Here is a 21217-nt window from a genome sequence, read left to right on the forward strand (position 1 = left end):
CGGCAAAAGAAACGATAGACTAAACCAGGTAAATAGATTATGAAAAAACTCAGCTTGTACCTTATCCTGCTGTGTCTCCCCGGATTACTCCTGTCACAAAATGCGGAAGATGTGGTCGCTCCCTTTATTGGCATGGCTGGTCCAGGGAGCCGGGCAGATGGTATCGGGCAAGCGTATGCCGGTATCGCCGATGATTTTTCTGCAATACACTATAACCCCGCCGGCCTTGCCCACATCACCTGGGCAGAACTCTCGCTGGGTGGCACCTATTTTTCGTTAGATAATTCCGTGACGACCACGAAAAACGAAACAGTGACGGCTAACACTACCCGGAACTATTTCCATACGAATTCACTGGGATACGTTTGGCCGGTATACGGATTAAAATTTACACTGGGAGTCGGGTACAATACCGTAGCGCTCACGGATCAGGCGCTACGAATCCAATGGCAGGATTCTACAGAATTTACCAATGAAGAATCTAATCTCGGGGCGTACACGATTGCTGGCGGCTATCAGCTGCAAAAGGAACTGTCAGTTGGAATTGGTCTGCATTTGTACCGGGGCGATAATGTGTATTCCAGTCAAATGTACCGAGTGGGAGAAACCAACAGCGCCTACGAGATCGACTCTCACTATTCCGGGGTTGGATTTACCCTGGGAATTTTATGGGCGCCAATAGATTTTCTTCGCACCGGATTCTCATTTAAAAGCCCAAAATATCTGGACGTGGATGAAACTTTGACCGGAACCTGGGGCGATTGGAACGGCAACTACCAGATCCAGTCACCGCCGGAAGTGCAACTCGGACAGTCGGTCACCCTTGGTAATTTTCTGGTGGCAGGTAGTGTCGTCTGGAAGGACTGGTCAAGCAGTGAGATGTCGGCAGATATCCCGGGATATAACGGCGTCCCGATTGATATTGAGGTGAACCATAATATCCAGAATGACTTCGCATCGGTATTGGAACTGGCTGCTGGAGCAGAATACCTCCTCCCGATAATGGATGCAAAGATCCGGGGAGGGGTCCATCACGTACCCAGTTACCGCAATGACGATAGCGTGGGAGACCGGTTGGTGCTTTCTGGTGGCGTAAGTGTCATTTTAGCGCAGCAATTCAAAGTTGATTGGTCAATCAGCCGTGCCAGCTGGGCTGAAATCTATAACCAACAGGAATCCGCTGACATTATCAATACCTGGTCCACTATCAATTTTTCATATCGGTTTTAGATCACTGTAGTTTATGCCACAACAACATATTCGAACTCCGGCCGTCGCAGGGCAGTTTTATCCTGAGGATGCCACCGAACTTACCCAACTAATTAAGGCACAGTTAGCCTCGGCCGAAGATCATGAAGTCTCAGGTTCCCGGATACTCGGCGGAATTGTCCCTCATGCGGGAATCCGGTTTTCCGGAGAGGTTGCCGCGCACACTTATCGGAGCATTCAATCAATAAAGCCTGAAACTGTCATCCTTATCGGACCGAGTCACCGGGAATACTTTCCGTATATTTCCGTATATTCGGGCGACGGGTTTAAGACGCCCCTCGGAACGGTTCCAATCGATCGGGATTTGAGGGATAAGATTACCAGTGAAGGCGGGATTAAGTCGGCCAAAGGTGGTCACGGGGAGGAGCATGCTCTTGAGGTGCAGATACCATTTCTCCAAACCATTTATACACATGATTACTCCATCCTCCCGGTCACTATGGGGGATCAATCCCGGGAAAATGTCGAGCTGTTAGCTGCAGTGATTGGGAAGTACCGGACCGATAAAATGCTCGTGGTGAGCAGCTCCGATCTCTCCCATTTCTACAGTGCCCGAAAGGCAGAGTTGATGGACAACCGATTTGCGGAGCTTGTTGAATCGCTGGAAGTGGATGATCTCTGGAACGCACTGGATCAACATGAGATTGAGGCTTGTGGATTTGGGCCGGTACTCACGCTGTTAACATTTGCCAGGGAGCGGGGTGCAACAAAGTGCGAAATACTCCGGTACGCCCATTCCGGCGACGTGACCGGCGATACCCGGCGGGTCGTGGGATATCTTGCTGCAATTATTCGGGAAGAAATAGAATGACTACTCAGTGCAAGAAGGCAATAGTTGATATCGCCAGGCAGGCATTATACAGGCATTTTGGCGAAAAGCCGACCGTCGGGGTCAGGATTGAAGACTACCCCGAACTGTCGGAGAAGGCCGGGGTTTTTATCAGCATTTACATGGATGACGAACTCCGTGGTTGTATCGGACACATAGAGGCCGATATGCCGCTCGCAAACATAGTTGCGGAAATGGCCGTTCATGCTGCAACGCAGGATCCCCGGTTTAATCCCATTGAGAAAAATGAACTTCCCGATGTTCGTTTCGAAATTTCTGTGTTATCGCCCATGGAGTTGACAATAGATTTTACAACCATTAAAGTAGGAGAACACGGTCTGTTTATTCAGGTGGGAGAGGCCCGTGGGTTGCTGTTGCCGCAGGTTGCCACCCGATATGAATGGACCACAGAAGAATTTTTACGAGAAACCTGTCGAAAGGCGCAGCTACCGGAAGATGCCTATACCAGGAGCGACGCTAAAGTATCAAAATTCTCTGCACAAATAATTAAGGAGTAACTGTCTAACCGATGGATACAAACTCGTTTATTCTAATCGGCCCTGGCAATATTGGACTAAGTATCACTTCGTTATTAATGGAGCGGGATTATTATTGCGACGGGGTCATATCGCGTACGCCGGACGGTGAAGAGGAGATCCGACAACAACTCGGAGAGCAGGTCTCAATCCATATTTGGGAGGACTGGGAGCCAGTTCCCAGTGATTTTATACTGGTGGCAACTCCGGATGATACGCTGGAAGAAATCGGCGTGCAACTCGCGCAAAAATATCTCGACGCAGAACAGGCCGATTCCACCTTTATCCATTTTTCCGGAATCCAGAGTTCGGAAGTATTCCAACCGCTGCGGGAACATGGATACAGGGCGGCTTCGTTTCATCCGCTGCAATCTGTCCCGACCGTCAAGAGTGGGCGAAAGGGATTGCTGGGATGCGCTTGGGCTTTTGAGGGCGATTCCAAAGAACTGTGCCAGAGGCTCGTGGACACCCTGCACGGAAGCATGACCGAACTCACCGCAGAGAACAAGGTGCCGTATCATCTGGCAGCCGTATTTGCCTCCAACATGCTGGTGGCGCTGGAAGCCATGGCGGTTGATATTGCCGGAGAAGCGGGTATTTCCCAGGATAAATTTCTGCAGATGTTTGCGCCACTGATCCGCCGGAGTCTGGATAACGTCCTGGAGCAATCGCCGGAACAGGCCATCACCGGCCCCCTCAAACGCGCCGATTCCAGCACCATCGATAAGCATCTCGCCTGGCTGAACGATCGGGACCAAAAATACAGGACAGTGTATTCCGAGCTCTCACATTATCTGATGGAAGTGTTGCTGGCGGAAGATACCATTACGCTGCAGGATGTCGATGAACTTACCCAGATCCTGGACGATTCCGCTTGAAACAGTACACCCACCCTTGTAGTTTTCATCAATTTTTATCCACCTGCTTTATCCGGATACCGGAAAACCGGCTATCCGATGCAGCCGGTTTGGTTCTGAACGCTTAAGGAGAATTATTTTTGCATAGAAAGGAACACCATATGAGAGTTACCTGGAAAACCCTGACATTAGCCTTAGCCTTATTGGTCGCCAATATGGGATTTGCCCAGGCTCCTATTCAGAATTTCCTGATTTCCGTTTGGCCGGAATACGATCATCCCGGCGTGCTGGTTATTTTTAACGGGGAAGTCAACGAGGCCGATCTTCCCATGGAGGTCTCGTTTCCTATTCCGGAGCAGTCCCGATTTGCATTGGTTGCCGGTTCGACTGACACAACAGCAAATTCTATGATCCCGGTGCCAATTGAAGACGGCGAAAACGGAAAGCAGATCACTTTTTCCGCAGTAAAGCCTTCTTTTCACGTGGAGTTCTACTATAACCCCTTCCAGGAGGGAAATGCGCATCGGCACTACTCGTACGATTTTGCGACAAATCATCCCATAGATTCTCTTATTGTCGATTTACAGCAGCCGCTCGCCGCACAGAATTTCCAGCCGGAGATACAAACAGATCATCAAATGGAAGACTCGCACGGCATTAAATATCACCGGGCACATTATATGGGAGTAGCGGCAGGCGAACAGGTACACATCGAGGCGCACTATGATAATCCCCAGGGAGAGATGACGAACAATCTGCTCCAGAGCCAAATGGGTGAGGGTGGAGGCCAGATGGGCGGTGGTATGCAGGGAGGTACCGGGCAGGCTTCAGGAAGATCAGGGGAATCGAATAACTCGCTTTGGATAATTATTGGGTTAGTGTTAGTCATCCTGGCAGTCCTTTATTACGTCACCACTTCGGGGAAAGAGCGAACGCCACGGGAGGAAAGTGCCGCTGTACCGGAACAGGGTGGTGAACCTCAGTCGGTTGAGCCTGCGGACAAGCAACAGGCCTCGGGCGATACCAGATATTGTATTCATTGCGGCAGCCAGATTCCGGCGAAAGCCAACTTTTGCACGAAATGTGGAAAAAAACAAGGGGAATAACGTCCCAAATTTTCACCGCAATCAATCAGGGAAGAGCTACATCCTCCTGTGGCTTTTCCTCGTCTGTCTTTATTCCGTAATTCCATATGCGGTCTTCGCCTCTTCACCTATCCTGGTAGAAACAATCATCCCCCGGGGAGATGAGGAAACCGGAGAAATCAACCCCGGCGCCATTGCAGTTACCACGGACGGCGTCATCTATCTTACCGATCCGGGGAGAAACCGGATTCTCAAACTCGCTCCTGATGGGCGAGTCCTCGATACGAGGGGCCGGTTTGGCTGGCAGCCGGAGGAGTATGACGTCCCGGCAGATATCGCTCTGGCGCAAAACCTGAATTTGTACGTGGCCGACTATAACAATTCCCGGCTTCAGATGTACGATCGGAACATGAATTTTATCCGGACCGTACCGCTGGAAAATGCTGACGAGGGGGTCGTGTACTATCCCCTTAGCGTTGACCAGGCGCCCGGCGGATGGCTGTACGTGCTGGATACCGAACAGAATCAAATTCTCCAACTGAATCCTCAGGGGAATCTCCTGCAATCGCTGGGGACATTCACCGAACTCGGCCGATTTATGCAAAACGCCAGCAAGATGCAAGTTTCTCCCAAAGGTAATCTCTGGGTACTTGCGGAGCGAACTGGAAAAATCCTGATTTTTGACAGGTTCGGTACTCTAAAAAGAACAGTCCGGGATTCGTCCATCACATCGCCGGTCGGGGTTGCATTCGCTCCGAAATCCAATTATGTACTCAATCGGACGAGAGTATTAACTCGAATTAGTTCCAAAGATTTTTTTCCAGAAAAGACATTAGCCCTGCAGTTGGAAGAGTCGCAAAATGCCACGGATATAACTGCTGCCAGGGGAGTGCTCTATATTCTCGCTACGAATCCTCCCGAAATTTACGTGTATCGTATCGATGCCAGCCGGGGCGAATAATGCAGCGGATAGTCCGGAATATGAGCTTCGCCTTAGTGGTGATGGCAAACCTCATTGGGTTGGCGTTCGGCCAAAGCGATACCACCCGAACCTACCACCTGCCACTTGACCAGGGGCAGGTGAACACCACCACTGAAAGCATCCGAATCCAATCCGGCAAAACCGCATATTCCCTTCGGCACTCCTGGGTAGATTCCGGTTCCGTTCGTGTTGAGCACCACGATAGCTTGTTGAATTCCTCCGAATATTCCATAGAGGAAGTCACAGGGACGCTCCGATTTAGATCCTGGCCCGCAGATTCCGGTTATGTCACGATAACCTATCGATATTATCCGGTATCCGTCCCACAACAGGTGCAGTGGCGGCCTGAACCCTTGCTCTTGCCGATTCTCTTGCGTGATTCAGTAACAACAGAGAGTCGTACGGATGGAGAGCAGGACATGCATGCCGCCCAGTACGCCGGTTCGACAAACCTTATCAGTCACGGGAGTATCTTCCGGGAGCTGGATCTGACCACCGGGAAGGGGCTCTCCCTGAATTCCGGCCTCCGGATGCAACTCGACGGGACGATCGGAACGAATATCGGCGTTACGGCCGCCCTGACGGATCAAAGTACACCCCTCCAGCCTGAGGGAACGACCCAGCGCCTGGAGGAAGTCGATCGGGTATTCATTAATCTGGAGCACCCCAATGGCGCGGCAACCTTTGGCGACTTTTCCACGGATATCAACGTGGGCACCTTCGGCCAATTCCGTAGAAAGCTGGAAGGTGTAACCGTCTCCGGGAATTACAAAAACCAGGATGCGATGCTTGCCGGTGCCGTGTCTAAAGGACAGTACCGCACTCAGCAATTCCGGGGCGAGGAGGGCAACCAGGGCCCATACCGCTTAACAGGCAGAGATGGCAGCCGGGATATCGTGGTTCTGGCGGGAACAGAGACCGTCTGGCTTAACGGCACCAGGCTGACCCGTGGTGCGACCCAGGATTATACCATCGATTACAGCACGGCGGAGCTGACGTTCACTCCCCAACAGCTCATTACCGGAGAGAGCCGGATTGTCGTGGACTTTCAATATGCAGATTTCCAGTATTCCCGATCTATTTATGCCGGGCAGGTACAATCATCCCTTTGGAATGATAGAGTCCAAATACGAGGAATGTTTGCCTCTGAAAGTGATGACAGGGACAATCCGCTTAACCCGGTTATAAATGATGCGGTGCGGGATTCGTTACGGGACTCGGGAGATGCGATCGGCGATCTCAGGATATCGTCGGCGACACCGGATACGGCTGGTGCTTACGTACAGGCGGATAGCAACGGGGTGACATTCTTTAATTATGTCGGGGAAGAGGCCGGAGAATACAGCATCTATTTCAGCAGAGATATAAGCGGAAAATATATTAGAACATCAACGCAATCGGGACAATTTTACTATCAATATAATCCATCGAGCAACCAGATTAAATACTCGCCGACTATCCGGGTGCAGGCACCGGTATCCCGCTTAGCCCAAACAATTGAGGTGACTGCGGAACCAAATGACCGGGCGAGTGTTTCCGCTGAATTTGCAGCCAGTCGCTTTGATGCCAACACCTTCTCCGGCATTGGTGACAGTGACAATACCGGTTTTGCCGGAAGCGCCTCCGGAGAATACCGAATCCTGGATTGGGGTGAGCGGCAGAACACCAGACGCCAAAATGGCCTCACCATCTATGGAAATTACCAAAACAGGAATCGGCGTTTTAATCCCATAGACCGGGCCAATCCGGTGGAATTTGCGCGGCAGTGGAATATCTCAGAACGCCGGATTTCAGACGACGATATACGCAGCACCGTCGGGATGTCAGTTTTCGATAACCGGTATCTGACCGGCCACGTGGAGTGGGGCGCATTGGAGCAAGGCGGGCTACGTAGATCCATGAGAAATGAGCAGCGGATCCAGGGACGTTACAAATACCTGGAGACCCTGAACTTCAGCCGGGATTATGCGAACGCGGGAAACGGTAATACAAGGGAATCTCAGCAGGGAAAACTCCAGGTTGGAAGCGGATGGGTTCACCCGTTTACCACATGGAATTTTCAGGAGTTTGACGGCGATACATCGGTGGTACTGCGGGAGCCCGGCGGTGGAATCACGCTAATGAACCAGGCAGGTTCACAGGCAACCGTATCCTATAAAAATGAACAGATTGCCGAGCGCCCGGATTCCGGGATGGGACGGATAGATAAATCCGTGGGAGAAACTATAAATCTCACTGGGCAAGTTCGGGTTGGACGACACGTCAATACCCGCGTGAATATTACGCACCGGCAACGCGATTATTCCACGTACTACGAGGAAAACCGAAACCGGCGCGATGCCAGGTTCATCCTGGCGGACTGGTCCGGTGCGCTACGGGATGCGGATATTAAACTGTTTGAACTCGGCTATAACTGGGACGCTCTTTGGAAAAAGGAGCAGGTTGCCAGGCAGGAGTATCAATATATCCAGGTGGAAGAGGGATTGGGCAATTACAGCTATGATACCACCTTTGCGGATTATTATCCCGACGATCGGGGGAATTATATTCTCCGTGTCTTGCCCAGCGATGAATATGAGCCGGTCACCGGGATTCAGCTCGGAAGCGAAATCCGTCTCGATCCCAAGCGGTATCTCAGTAACAAACCGACTACAATTTTTCACCACATCGCGTCAAAAATGCGATCTGTTACCCGGTGGCGATACGAAGAACAGACTCGTATGAACACGCCTGCGTTTCACTTTCGCTGGGAGGAAATCACAAATCCGGATTCCGGGGTTGTTCAGCAATCACAACTTCTGCAGGAAGAACTGTACCTGTTTCCGAATTCGCCCTATTACGCGGTACGGTACAGATTTCTTCACCGGGCTTCACTGAATGGACTCGATGTCCGGGGAACGGAGAGTCAGGATGAACTGGAGCACAGTGTACGCTGGAGAGCGACGGCGTTTCAGCCATGGACGGTAGAAGTAACGGTCGAACAGCGGCAATTATCGAGGCAATCCTATTTTGAGTCATTGCGAAACAGGGAGGTCCGGCAGCGAAGTTTCTCCGGGATTTTTGGGTATCATCCGACACGTCCGCACCTGTTCCGGACAGAGATCACCTGGGAAAACAATCAGGGAGCCGTAGCGCAACAGGATATCGATGTGCGGCTGACCGAGCTGGCTGAGGAGTATACCTATCAAATTTCAGAAAAGGGCAGGCTCACCGCAGAACTCAGGTGGATCAACGTACAAAATTTGACCGGGGAGACGGATTTGCGGTTTTTACCCTTCGAAGTCGCCGGCGGCAACCATCTCGGGACATCCTGGGAATGGCGCTTCCACGGAGACTATCGGATAAACGAGTTTCTGACGTTCCGGCTCCAGTATCGGGGCCGGGATGAGCCGTATCGGAGTGCTGTCTATCACCAGGGATCGGGAGAATTTCGTGCGGTATTTTAAATTACTATTACCAGTTATTATGGTGCTGGGCACTACGCTCCTGGCGCAGTCCCGACCGGTGGAGTTCTATGGCTTGCCGGAACAGGTCACGGTTCGGGATTCCACAGTGCTCCGGTTTTCCGATCTGTCTGATTACGTTACTGTTGCAATGCCAAGATTATTACAGGCAATGGAGCAGGAAGGCTATCTCTCCAGCAAGGTGGATTCGATTGTGATTCCCGCCGATAAAGCGAGCTCCATTGAAGTGTTCATTGAATCAGGGGAGCAAATCAATCGTCTCTATACGACGGGGCGCCCTGATTCCACTGAGGAGCGAACTCCTGAGTTTCGGCTGTCGGGAGAATTGACGACGCCGCCGCAAATCTGGGAGGTCCGCATCAAATCGCAAATCGCGGACTATGCCGATCGGGGATTCCCAATTGCCAAATGGGCGGCAAGAGGTATTACGGCAGAGGACGGAGATATTACCGTCTCAGGTGTTATCGATCCCGGGAGTAAAATCATCCTGGATACGATGGTGGTGAGGAACTCAGGGGAAACACAAGACCGTATTTTTCTCAGAGAAATGAGAATTCCACCCGGGACGCCTTACAGCAGGACGGATATCCGGGCCGCACAACGGAGGCTGCGGCAGTTTGATTTTGTAGAAAGTATTGCTTCGCCAAAACTATTCAGATCGATCGATGGCGATTATGGCCTGCTGTGGGAAATCCGGGAACGCCGCGCCAACACCTTCAACGGTATTCTTGGATATGTGCCGGCCACTCAATCTCAACAGGGATTCTTTACCGGGCAGCTCCAGTTCGACTTTGTCAATCTGTTCGGGACCGCGCGGCAACTCAATATCTTCTGGGATAAACAGAACGTAATTACACAGGAGATGGCGGTTTCGTATACCGAACCATGGATTGCCGGTTACCCGCTGAACGGAACGGCCGGATTCCGGCAACTCGTTCAGGACAGTAGCTACATTCGACGGCACACCACACTGGTTCTGGATTACCAACTGAACTGGCTCTGGAACGTTTTCGGTGAGGTCACGGCCACAGAGGTCATCAGCACGCCGAGCGGGCGGGCGTTATCCGGTATCCGGAGTTACCGCCGGTACGACTATACAGCCGGTGTGGAATTTTCGACACTGGACGATCCCCGTAATCCACGTTCCGGCGTCTTTTTTTCCAATTCCATCGCCCAGCGAAACGGTATCTCCGGTATTCAGGATCCCTTGCGAACTATTGACTTTGAATTTCAGGCGGTACGTACCGTGAATGGCCCACACGTACTCAGCGGAAAACTTACAACCCACAATATCGTTGATCCGCCATCATCGGTACCAGTACCGGAACTCTACCGGTTTGGCGGGGCGAGTTCTGTCCGGGGATACGACGAATCAGCCTTCCTGGGAACGGCTGTCGGTTGGGTCAATCTGGAATACCGCTTGTTATTTGAAAAGGGATCAAGAATCGTTACCTTCTACGATTATGGGTATCGTGAACGATTTATTGGGAGGAGAAAATCCAGTCAATCCATGGACAGCTTCGGATTTGGGCTCCGTTTGCAAACAGCAGTCGGACAACTTGGCATTGATTACGGCATTCCGCGAGATGGAGGATGGCAGAACGGGAGGATTCATGTAAGATTTTTTAACTATTTTTAAGTAGAATTAACCACAAACAGATACGATTAAACACGAATGACATTTAACACATAAAATCATTGATACAGAATTAAGCTGAGCAGTAATATTTTTAAAGATTATTGTGACTTAATGAGGAAAGAGTAAATAGAGAAGTTATGAGTAGATCAGGAAAAGAAATTCGCGAAGAAGTAATTGGATATTTGAAGAACAGAAAGGGTAAAACCTTTAAACCGAAAGACCTGTCCCAGTCGCTGAACGTTCCCAGGGATCAGTATCGGGATTTTAAGCAGTGGCTGAAAGATTTGAGCGATCAGGGCAAGATAGAACGATTCCGAAAGAACACCTACGGCTATCCCCAGGAGAAGCAGATCGTGGAAGGGAAACTCTCGGTCACGTCTAAGGGATTTGGCTTCGTGTTGGTGGATGAGGGGTCGGACATTTTCATCGGATACGATAACCTGAAAAATGCCATGGACGGGGATGTGGTGAAGGCGTTAGTCTTCAGGAAATCCTTCGGGAAAAATCCGGAAGGCAAGGTCCTGGACGTTCTGGAGCGCACCACCGAAAACATCGTTGGCATTTACCACGAGGACGATGTAGGCGGGCATGTTGTGCCAGAGGACGACCGGTTGAAATCGTCGCTGTACATTCCACCGGAAAAGGCCAAACTGCCGGATGGGAAAACCCGCCCGAAAGATGGTCAAATTGTCGTAGCACACCTGGAGGACTGGGCCGATCCCAAGGATAACCCGCAGGGATACATTGTGGAAATACTGGGTTTTCCCGGTGAAAAAAAGATGGATCTCAAGATTGTGGCCAAGTCCAAAGAATTGGATCTGGAATTCCCACAGAACGTAGAACAGTCTGCCAGCGATATCCCTGAGCCAGACTGGAAGCACGAGTTAAAACGGCGGGTTGATCTCAGAGATCAGCTCTGCTTTACTATCGATCCCGAGGACGCCAAGGACTTTGACGATGCTGTGTCGTTTCGTCAGCTGAGTAATGGACGATTCGAGCTGGGTGTACACATCGCTGACGTCAGCTATTTTGTGAATCGGGGCAGCACAATAGATAAAGAGGCCTGGGAACGCGGTACCTCGGTGTACTTTGTACGCCACGTGATTCCCATGCTGCCGGAGCGACTTTCCAACGAATTATGCAGCCTCCGGCCGAATGAGGATAAACTGGCGTTCAGCGTCATCATGGAGATGGACTCGAGCGGACAGGTACATGATTATTCCATCCGGGAGAGCGTCATCCGGAGCGATCACCGGTTTTCCTATGAGGAAGTTGAGGAGATCATCAAGGGGAAGGACCACGAATATGCTGATACGATCCACCTGATGCAGATGATGAGTCAGGCGTTACAGCGGGAGCGTGAAGATCTGGGTAGCATCGATTTCGATATCCCCGAACCGATATTTTCACTGGATGAAAACGGTGTTCCATACGAGGTGCGTCCCAGCGAACGCCTGCACGCCCACAGACTGATTGAGGAGTTCATGCTCCGGGCCAATCGCACCGTCGCACAGCATATCGCCGGGAAAAATACCGGGAAGAACGAACGATGGCCCTTCGTCTACCGGGTGCATGAGAATCCGCCCCGCGAGGATATTGAAGCCTTTCTGACCTTGCTGAAAAATCTGGGAATCACGTATCATATCGAGGGGAAAGTGGAACCGGAAGATTACCGCCATATCCTGGAAATCGTGGAAAATCTGGAGTTTAAGGATTTTATCGAAAAGGTGGCGCTGCGGTCCATGACCAAGGCGAAATATAGTCCGGAAAATTTGGGGCACTTTGGGCTGGCGTTTGATAAATACACCCATTTTACATCGCCGATTCGCCGGTATCCTGATTTAGTAGTCCATCGGCTGCTGAAACAGTACATTGAGCAGGGCAAACCGCAGGATCCCGACTCGCTGGAACAGTATCTGGAAGAAACATGTGTGCATAGCTCCGAGCGTGAACGGAATGCGATGGAGGCGGAACGGGAGTACGCCAAGATTAAATCGATGGAATTCCTTGCCCAGAAAGTTGGCGAGACGTTCGATGGTATTATCTCAGGAATCACCTCATTCGGAGCCTTTGTCGAGCTCACGCATTATCTGGTGGAAGGCCTGGTGCCCATGTCCCGGATGGATGATGATTATTACGAATACGATAAGGATAATTATCGCCTGGTGGGACGGAAAACCGGCAAGCGATACCGGCTTGGAGATCGGGTCAGAGTAAAAGTTCACGATGTGTCGGTAGACGATCGGGAGGCGGTTTTTATCTTCCTGGATACAGAGGATGCCTGAGCAAAGCGGTTGGTTCCGGGTTGATTGTCCCTATTGCACCAGCAAAAATTTCAGGACCTGGCGTACAGTCGGCGGAGTCGATACATCATCTTCCAGTGAACCATATACAATTGTCAGTTGTGAGGATTGCGGTCTGCGGTATTTAAATCCCCGTCCACCCTGGGAAATCCGGAGTCGGGAATTTGAATCATCGGATACCAATTGGATCACTCATATCCTTCGTCAGTGGTCACTCTGGCGTAAGCGTCTGATCATCGAGGAATTTCAGTCTGGTGCGCGTTTGTTGGACGTCGGTGTAGACGCAGGATTTCCGGTATATATGCACAGATATCATTGGGATGTGACTGCTGTGCAGCAATTCGGAGATTTCCACGAGGCGTTAACCCCGCTGGGAATTCAGGTATTTGAAAACATGGAAAGCCTGCCATCTGATCAATATGATGTAGTAACAGTCTGGGATTCACTGGGACAATTTGAGAATTTGACTGGACTTGTGGAATCTCTGGCAGGCCATACATTGCCGGGAGGATTTTTATTGCTCAGCGTCCCGGCCATCGACTCCTGGGAGGCGAAACGATACCAGGTTGACTGGGCGGGATTTGAGGTTCCCCGGCGGATAACATGGTTCACTGAGAAGGACATTAAGAAACTGTTTAGTGGAGCACCGTTTCGGTTGGTGACGACCAGATCAGTTTGGTCGGATGCTGTCAGGCAAACCATGGAAAGTGAGTTGCGACACCGCCACCGGGAACAGTCCCGGATACGAGTAATATATATGATGAATACACTATTGGGATCATATCTGAATGACCGGCAGCAGCAGGTGAGGCAGGCACCTGAGTCCGTCTACATTTTTCGAAAGGAGAATTGCAATGCGTAAATTCATTCCTGTATTAATACTGGTGATCGCTGTGATTGTGAGCTGTGGCGTCAAGCGGGACGCCATCGGAGAACCGGATGAACTGATCGTTATCGCAGACTCAGTCGACTGGACGCTGATTGAAGACCAAATCAGGAATGCCTTTGCACCGGAAGTGTATACGCCCCAGGATGAACCGTGGTACAATATCCGGCGTGTCTCTCCAAAAAATGCCAGCAACTTTTTTAACTATAAGAATATTTTGTTGGTGTCACTCCTGCGGGACGGTTCCCCGTCTCTGGACTTAATTCAGAGCCTGTTTTCCGATAACCTGGTTCAGGCTATGCGCTCCGGGAACCAACCGGTGGCACTCAAGCGGAATCAATGGCGGGAGCAACAACTTTTGATGATTTTGACCGTTCCGGATGCTCCCCAGTTTAGTGAAGTTCTCGCAAATCGCGATGAAGAGCTCCGTTCGTATTTTGACGAGATGTTTGTCCAGCGTCAAATGAAATATCTCTATGATCGACATGAACAGAAGAAACTGAGCCGCCGGTTCCAGGGGGAGTACGACTGGAAATTCAGGGTACCCAGGGATTATATCGTTATCCATGAACGCCCGGATTCCAATTTTGTGTGGATCGGTCGTCATCTCCCGATTCGCTGGATAAGTGTTTACTGGGAAGATGTCGATTCTCCGGTCGCGGTGGATTCATCGGTGGCATTAAGGCTTCGACGAACCGTAGGCCAGGAGCATTACGGAAATATCAGTATCGATACCGCGTATGTACGTACAGAAGCCGCAGAAATCGACGGCCAGCATGCCATCCGGATCAACGGGATTTGGTCCCACAACGACGATCCAAAGGGTGGGGCATTTGTCGGGTTTGCATACTATGATGAATTCACAAACCGGTTATTCTATCTTGACGGGCAGATCTTTGCCCCGGGCATGAAGAAACTGGTGTTCTTGCGGCGAATGGAAATTATTTTGTCAACCTTTACCACCGGCGAGAAAAAGTAAGCCGTGCCGTTGAGGATTTTAGTTTTTGCGGCTTGCGCGGAGCTTTTGTATCTTTCAAATCGATTGAAAAAAACCGGAGGAAACAGATGGCAGATGTTGCAGTAGTCCTTGGTTCGGCATCGGACCAGGACACGATGGAAGATTGTTTTGAATACCTGGATGGATTTGGTATTGAGTATGAGCTCAAGATTGCTTCGGCACATCGGACGCCGGATGAGGTTAAAGAGTTTGCCTCCAATGCCAGGTCGAATGGCTTTCGGGTGATCATAGCCGGGGCAGGGCTGGCAGCCCATCTCCCGGGCGTAATCGCCGCATACACCACACTACCGGTGCTTGGTGTACCTATTGATGCCGGTTCGATGCAGGGGTTGGATGCACTCTACTCAATAGTGCAGATGCCAGGTGGTGTGCCGGTAGGGACAGTGGCTATCGGAAAGCACGGTGCCAGGAATTCAGCCGTCCTCGCTGCGCAGATTCTGGCGCTGAGCAATAATGAAATCGCCAACCGTCTTGACGAGTTTAAAGCAAACGGATGCCGGATCAAGAAAGCGTAACGGACACGGCGCCAAAGCGAATTCTTATGTCGATGCAAACAGACAAGCAGGTGCTGGTCACCGGAGCGAACGGACTGCTGGGGCAGAAGGTCGTTGATGCATTTAAGCCGCATTTCAGCGTCATTGCCACAGGATTGGAAAAACAGTCTGTCCGCTCCATAGACCCGGCTTCCTATCAACGGCTGGACTTAACAGATCATGACCAGCTGAAAGATTGCTTTGACGAGTATCGTCCCGACATCGTGGTGAATTGTGCAGCATATACCGACGTGGATGGGGCCGAAAACGAAAAAGAGACGGCCTGGCAGGTGAATGCGCTGGCCGTCAAACGCATGGTGCGCATTCTGCGTCGCATGGGCACCAAGTTTGTCCAGATATCGACAGATTACATTTTTAGCGGGGAAGACGGGCCGTATGATGAATCGGCCAGGCCGGAACCGGTGAATTATTACGGCACCAGCAAACTGGCGGCGGAGAATGAGATCAAGGCATCCGGAATTGACCACGTGATATTCCGGACTAACGTCCTCTATGGTGCCGCCGAGAGCATCACGCCAAATTTTGTGCTCTGGGTGATGAAATCTCTGGAAGAAAACGAACCGATCCAGGTGGTGGATGACCAGATTAATAACGCCACCCTGGCCAACGGACTGGCGGAATGCATCGCTATCGGATGTGTGATGAACGCCAAAGGCGTGTATAACTATGCCGGAACGGATTTGATTAACCGGTACGAATTCGCGTTGAAGATCGCGGACTATTTCGGGTATAATGTCGACCTGATTTCCCCGTGCAAAACTAAAGATTTGAATCAGACTGCAGAACGACCGCTCCGGAGCGGATTATTAACCGACAAAGTTGTGAAGAATTTACACATCCAACTGTACGATACGGAAGCGGGATTGCAGCAAGTGGAAAAGGATTTACAGCAGTGCGAAATTTAATTGTTATTCCTACCTATAATGAATCGGAAAATATTAAAACGCTGATTGAACAGATATTTCAGCTGCCGATTACCACAGACATTTTAGTCGTTGATGATAATTCTCCTGACGGAACCGGGGAATTGATCGAGGAGTTAATCCTTCGGTATTCCCGGCTCTATCTCATGAAGCGGAAGAGCAAGGACGGTCTGGGTACCGCATATTGTGTCGGGTTTATCTATGCCCTGGAACGGGGATACGATAATATTATCCAGATGGATGCCGACCTCTCCCACGATCCGGAAGAGATTCCGGAGATGTTGGAGGAACTCAAGGAATATGACCTCGTCATCGGTTCCCGATACAACCGGGGCGTTTCCGTGGTGCATTGGCCGATTCGCCGGCTCATTCTGAGCTACGGCGCTAACCTGTACACCAGAATTATCACCGGGATGCCGGTTTCGGACGGTACCAGCGGATTCAAAGCCTGGCGTGCCGATGTGTTGAAGACCATTGATTTAGGGAAGGTTTCCTCCGAGGGGTACGCGTTCCAGATTGAGATGAACTTCCGCGCCTGGAAGAACGGTTTTACGATCAAAGAACATTCGATCATCTTCCATGACCGGGTGGTAGGCAAGTCAAAGATGTCCAAAAAGATTATTATCGAGGCGGTATTCAAGGTCTGGGCGTTTAAACTACGCAGCATTTTCCGTCGATTGTAGGGACCAACCCATGGCGAGTCCGCGCCTTTCAATCGTCATAGTCAACTACAATGTGAAAGAATTTCTGGAACAATCGCTTCAGGCGATTCGGAAGGCGTCCGTCGGTTTGGAGACGGAAGTAATCGTCGTCGATAACCATTCCGTTGACGGTTCCGCCGAAATGCTTCGGTCGAAGTTTTCCTGGGTCACCCTTATCACCAATGACGAAAACCGCGGATTTGCCGTCGCCAGTAATCAGGGCATCAGGGCCTCAACCGGGGAATACGTGCTGCTACTGAATCCGGACACGCTGGTTCAGGAGGATACGTTTACCAGCATGATCAACTATCTTGATGATCACCCGGATGTCGGGATGGCCGGATGCAAGATTCTGAATCCGGACGGCTCCCTGCAGTTGGCCTGTCGTCGCAGTTTTCCCACCATCAGAACCGCCTTACCAAAGATCTTAGGGCTCGATAAACTTTTTCCCCGCAGTAGAATTTTTGCCAGGTATAACCTGACTTATCTCGATCCAGATGAGATCACCGATGTGGATGCGGTTAGCGGATCGTTTATGATGGTACGCCGGGCAGCGCTGGATGAGGTCGGTCTGCTGGACGAAACTTTCTTTATGTACGGGGAGGACCTGGACTGGTGTTACCGGTTCAACCAGGCCGGATGGATTGTCCGGTATCTCCCGATTACGAAGATTATCCATTACAAAGGGGAAAGCAGTAAATTTGCCCCGTTCGACAGCTACATCGCGTTCTACCGCGCGATGGATCTGTTCGTCAAGAAACACTTCAGCCGCCGGTGGACATTCATCTTTAACTTTTTCATCCGGATCGGGATATTCATGCGGGGATCGGTGGGATTGCTGGCGTCGATCGTTCAGCGGTTCGCGCCACAGCTCGCAGACGGACTGCTTATCCTGGTAGGATTTGTAGTCGCCATTCTCATAAAATTCGGCGACTTCCAGTACATCCTGGATTATTCATTTTTGCCGTTGGTTTACACCGGTATCTGGCTGGGGTCACTCACCTTTACTCGGGCGTACACCTTGCGGGAGTTTTCCATCGGGAAGGCGCTCTCGGGATTAGGACTCGGTTTTGTGGTAATCAGCGCGCTGACCTTTTTCTTTAATCAATTTGCCTATTCCAGAGCGGTGCTCGTCCTGGCATTGCTTTTTTCTGCGATCGCATTGCCAGCCTGGCGGATTATCGTAAGACGGCAGTCCGGAAACATTATCGGGAAACCGGTACGTCAGCGGCGTGCCGCCATTGTGGGCGCAGGGAACGAAGGTGGCCGCATCTATGAAAAACTCCGTTCCCAGCTGGCACATGGGTACGAAATTGTAGGATTTATCGATGATGCAGCCGATGAAAACGACCGGGCGGACATTCTTGGGGCCAGTCGTGAGCTGCCGGAACTGGTGAGAGTCCATAACCTGACCGATGTCATTTTCACTTCCGATGTCTATCGAAACATCGAAATCCTCGGGATGGTGGACCAGCTCAAGGATCACCGGGTCGAACTGAAGATCGTCCCACACAGCCTGGAGTTCATCCTGGGAAAGGCGACGGTAGAAGATCTGGGTGATATTCCACTTGTGGAACTGGACTTTCCGCTCTCCAACCGGTTTTTTCGCGTAATGAAACGAATGATGGATGTAGGCGTCGCCCTGGCAGCAATACCGGTTCTTATCCCGATATGTTTCACCGTTGCCGCGATAAAAGGGTACCGACTGAAACGCGAAGTATTCGCTGGAATCCGATGGACGGAATTTAGAGGGCGGTACTTCACCGATGGTAACAATTCCACGGGATTCTGTAAAAAGACTCCACTTCTCTGGAACATTCTCAAGGGAAACATGAGCTTGGTTGGCGTGCCGTTGCATTCTCTGGAAGAGCGCAAGGAAGAACAATTGTTTAAACCGGGGATTTTTAGCCTCTGGGGGATCGAATCGGATGATCCGGATGAACAGCAGCAGTACAACCAGTATTATATGCAGCACTATTCGCTCTCCTTCGATCTGCAAATACTATTCAGAGGGCTGTTTGACCGGATATTACAGTGATTTTTGCGAAATCAGCCAAAGATAATCTGTAGCGCGTCTTCAATCTATCCGTTATACTATTATTTTCCATGGGAAATAACTATTATCAGAACTTGAATATTTCACGGTCAGATAAATGAGGGGATTATGCAGACCGTCTTAGACTTTGAAAAGCCGATTGTGGAACTGGAGCAGAAGATTGAGGAGATGCAGGGACTCTCCGCAGCGGACGATGTGGATATCGATGATGAGGTGCAGCGACTTCAGGAGAAGCTGAAGAAACTCTCCACGAAGGTTTACAGCAATTTGACCCGTTGGCAGCGGTATCAGCTGGCGAAGCATCCGGACAGGCCGTACACCAATGATTACGTTGAACGTATGTGCGATGATTTCCTGGAATTGCACGGCGACCGCCGGTTCGGCGATGACAAGGCAATTATCAGTGGGATCGGCACCATCGGTAATCAAAAAGTCGCCATCGTCGGGCACCAAAAGGGGCGAAATACCAAGCAGAATGTGTATCGAAACTTCGGTATGCCGAATCCCGAGGGATACCGTAAGGCGCTCCGGGTGATGAAAATTGCGGAGAAATTTAACCGACCCATCGTGTGTCTCATTGACACGCCGGGAGCGTACCCTGGCATCGGGGCGGAGGAACGCGGCCAGGCCGAAGCGATCGCCACCAATCTTGCAGAGATGTCTCATTTGAAGGTGCCTGTGCTGATTGTCGTCATCGGCGAAGGCGCCAGCGGCGGAGCTCTCGGAATCGGGGTGGGTGACCGGATCCTCATGCTTGAAAATACGTGGTATTCGGTGATCTCACCCGAGGGATGCGCTTCTATTCTGTTCAAAGATGAAGGGGCGTCAAAGGCGCCGGAGGCCGCCGAGGCCATGAAGATCACCGCGAAGGACCTCATGGATATGGGAATTGCGGATCGCATCATTGACGAACCCATCGGCGGGGCCCACCGGAATTACGAGGACACTGCCATAGTGCTTCAGGATGTTATTTTGGAAGAAATTGAAAAACTCCAGGCCATGGATATTGAGGTGCGCCTACAGAACAGGATTGAGAAGTATAGTAAAATGGGGGCCTGGGAAGAGTAGTTGCTTCACACGTTGCAGCGGAGCCCCGGCTGCAGGAAATCACAGCGCCAATGTGCTGCTTTTCTTCAATAGTCTTAATCAAACCGAATGAATAAATCAATGCTCACCGTTGATGTCGATAAAGTACTCCGTGGAAATATCCGTGAGATTTCCCGGGCAATCACCCTGGTAGAAAATAGTGAGTCTGGCTACGAGGAGCTCCTTGATGGCATCTATGGAAAGACCGGTAATGCGTATCGGATAGGTATGACAGGTCCGCCGGGCGCCGGAAAAAGTACGCTGGTGGATCGGCTTGTCCAGCGGTATCGAAATGACGGGAAAACAGTTGGTATCATTTCCATTGATCCGACGAGTCCGTTTACCGGAGGCGCCTTACTCGGCGATCGTATCCGGATGAGCCGGCATACCGGCGATGAAGGGGTGTACATCCGGAGCATGGCTTCCAGAGGATCGACGGGGGGCCTGGCCGTAAAGGCCGAGGAAGCCGGTGATATCCTGGATGCGGCTGGAAGGGATGTTGTCATCTATGAGACGGTGGGAGTCGGTCAGATCGAATTTGATGTGGCCGAGGCGGCCGATACGACGGTGGTGGTGCTGGTGCCTGAGAGCGGCGATGAAGTACAGGCATTGAAATCCGGGCTCATGGAGATTGCCGACATCTTTGTACTGAATAAGTCCGACCGGGAAGGGGCTAACCGGGCGCACCTGGAGTTACGGAGTATTCTGGACCTGAAATCCACGGAAGAGACGGCCTGGAGCCTTAGCATTCTGAAGACTGCCGCAATTAATGACGAAGGCATCGAAGAACTCTACGGATCTATTCAGGATCATGCGGACTATCTGAACGATTCAGGGAAATTCCGAAGCAACCGTAAGCGACGCTACCGGATGCGGGTGGAACGAGTTATCCATTCCCGCTTAACTTCGATGTTTTGGGATGCTAAACGAGAGAGTCGGCTCAGGGAGGCCATCGAAAAAATCGAGACCTCCGGGACTAGCCCGTACGGACTTGCACGGGAACTGATTAATGATTTATCCATTTAAGTG

The 21217-nt window shown here is 51.0% G+C and carries 17 protein-coding genes; all 17 read left to right on the forward strand.

Features of this window, described 5'->3' with window-relative positions; genetic code table 11:
* Nucleotides 1-39 precede the first annotated feature (39 nt).
* The 17 genes from K9N57_00910 (at nt 40) to meaB (ending at nt 21214) form a co-directional block, all read left to right on the forward strand.
* Nucleotides 40-1230: an outer membrane protein transport protein gene (locus K9N57_00910; GenBank protein ID MCF7802728.1), complete on the forward strand. Its 1191-nt coding sequence runs from the start codon at nt 40-42 to the stop codon at nt 1228-1230.
* Nucleotides 1231-1243: 13 nt separating this feature from the next.
* The gene (gene amrB, locus K9N57_00915) at nt 1244-2080 is read left to right on the forward strand and encodes an AmmeMemoRadiSam system protein B (GenBank protein ID MCF7802729.1); all 837 of its coding nucleotides are present in this window, start codon (nt 1244-1246) and stop codon (nt 2078-2080) included.
* Nucleotides 2077-2616: an AmmeMemoRadiSam system protein A gene (gene amrA, locus K9N57_00920; GenBank protein MCF7802730.1), complete on the forward strand. Its 540-nt coding sequence runs from the start codon at nt 2077-2079 to the stop codon at nt 2614-2616. The genes amrB and amrA overlap by 4 nt, the downstream gene beginning before the upstream one ends.
* A gap of 11 nt (nt 2617-2627) precedes the next feature.
* A complete protein-coding gene (locus K9N57_00925) occupies nt 2628-3512 on the forward strand; it encodes a DUF2520 domain-containing protein (GenBank protein ID MCF7802731.1) in 885 nt (294 codons plus the stop codon).
* Nucleotides 3513-3652: 140 nt separating this feature from the next.
* Nucleotides 3653-4597 carry a zinc ribbon domain-containing protein gene (locus K9N57_00930; protein ID MCF7802732.1) on the forward strand — a complete coding sequence of 315 codons (945 nt, stop codon included), beginning with the start codon at nt 3653-3655 and terminating at the stop codon, nt 4595-4597.
* The gene (locus tag K9N57_00935) at nt 4575-5537 is read left to right on the forward strand and encodes an NHL repeat-containing protein (protein MCF7802733.1); all 963 of its coding nucleotides are present in this window, start codon (nt 4575-4577) and stop codon (nt 5535-5537) included. The genes K9N57_00930 and K9N57_00935 overlap by 23 nt, the downstream gene beginning before the upstream one ends.
* A 20-nt stretch (nt 5538-5557) precedes the next feature.
* Nucleotides 5558-9004 (forward strand): hypothetical protein, encoded by a 3447-nt coding sequence (locus K9N57_00940; protein ID MCF7802734.1) that lies wholly within the window; start codon nt 5558-5560, stop codon nt 9002-9004.
* On the forward strand, nt 8943-10661 hold the full coding sequence (locus K9N57_00945; GenBank protein ID MCF7802735.1) for a BamA/TamA family outer membrane protein: 1719 nt from the start codon (nt 8943-8945) through the stop codon (nt 10659-10661). The genes K9N57_00940 and K9N57_00945 overlap by 62 nt, the downstream gene beginning before the upstream one ends.
* Before the next feature lie 137 nt (nt 10662-10798).
* Nucleotides 10799-12946 carry a ribonuclease R gene (gene rnr / locus K9N57_00950; protein ID MCF7802736.1) on the forward strand — a complete coding sequence of 716 codons (2148 nt, stop codon included), beginning with the start codon at nt 10799-10801 and terminating at the stop codon, nt 12944-12946.
* The gene (locus K9N57_00955) at nt 12939-13826 is read left to right on the forward strand and encodes a class I SAM-dependent methyltransferase (GenBank protein ID MCF7802737.1); all 888 of its coding nucleotides are present in this window, start codon (nt 12939-12941) and stop codon (nt 13824-13826) included. Before rnr ends, K9N57_00955 begins: the two co-directional genes overlap by 8 nt.
* On the forward strand, nt 13819-14829 hold the full coding sequence (locus tag K9N57_00960) for a DUF4837 family protein (protein ID MCF7802738.1): 1011 nt from the start codon (nt 13819-13821) through the stop codon (nt 14827-14829). The genes K9N57_00955 and K9N57_00960 overlap by 8 nt, the downstream gene beginning before the upstream one ends.
* Before the next feature lie 86 nt (nt 14830-14915).
* On the forward strand, nt 14916-15383 hold the full coding sequence (gene purE, locus K9N57_00965; protein MCF7802739.1) for a 5-(carboxyamino)imidazole ribonucleotide mutase: 468 nt from the start codon (nt 14916-14918) through the stop codon (nt 15381-15383).
* Between the two features lie 26 nt (nt 15384-15409).
* On the forward strand, nt 15410-16327 hold the full coding sequence (rfbD, locus tag K9N57_00970) for a dTDP-4-dehydrorhamnose reductase (protein MCF7802740.1): 918 nt from the start codon (nt 15410-15412) through the stop codon (nt 16325-16327).
* Complete coding sequence (locus K9N57_00975) at nt 16315-17028, forward strand: polyprenol monophosphomannose synthase (GenBank protein ID MCF7802741.1); 714 nt, start codon at nt 16315-16317, stop codon at nt 17026-17028. Before rfbD ends, K9N57_00975 begins: the two co-directional genes overlap by 13 nt.
* Before the next feature lie 10 nt (nt 17029-17038).
* Nucleotides 17039-19084 (forward strand): glycosyltransferase, encoded by a 2046-nt coding sequence (locus K9N57_00980; protein MCF7802742.1) that lies wholly within the window; start codon nt 17039-17041, stop codon nt 19082-19084.
* A 126-nt stretch (nt 19085-19210) separates the two neighbouring features.
* Nucleotides 19211-20170, forward strand: a complete 960-nt coding sequence (locus tag K9N57_00985; GenBank protein MCF7802743.1) for an acetyl-CoA carboxylase carboxyltransferase subunit alpha — start codon at nt 19211-19213, stop codon at nt 20168-20170.
* A 99-nt stretch (nt 20171-20269) separates the two neighbouring features.
* Complete coding sequence (meaB, locus tag K9N57_00990) at nt 20270-21214, forward strand: methylmalonyl Co-A mutase-associated GTPase MeaB (GenBank protein MCF7802744.1); 945 nt, start codon at nt 20270-20272, stop codon at nt 21212-21214.
* The last annotated feature ends 3 nt before the right edge of the window (nt 21215-21217 follow it).

The sequence above is a fragment of the Candidatus Neomarinimicrobiota bacterium genome (assembly GCA_021734025.1).
In the GTDB taxonomy this organism is placed as follows: Bacteria; Fidelibacterota; JAANXI01; order JAANXI01; family JAANXI01; genus JAANXI01.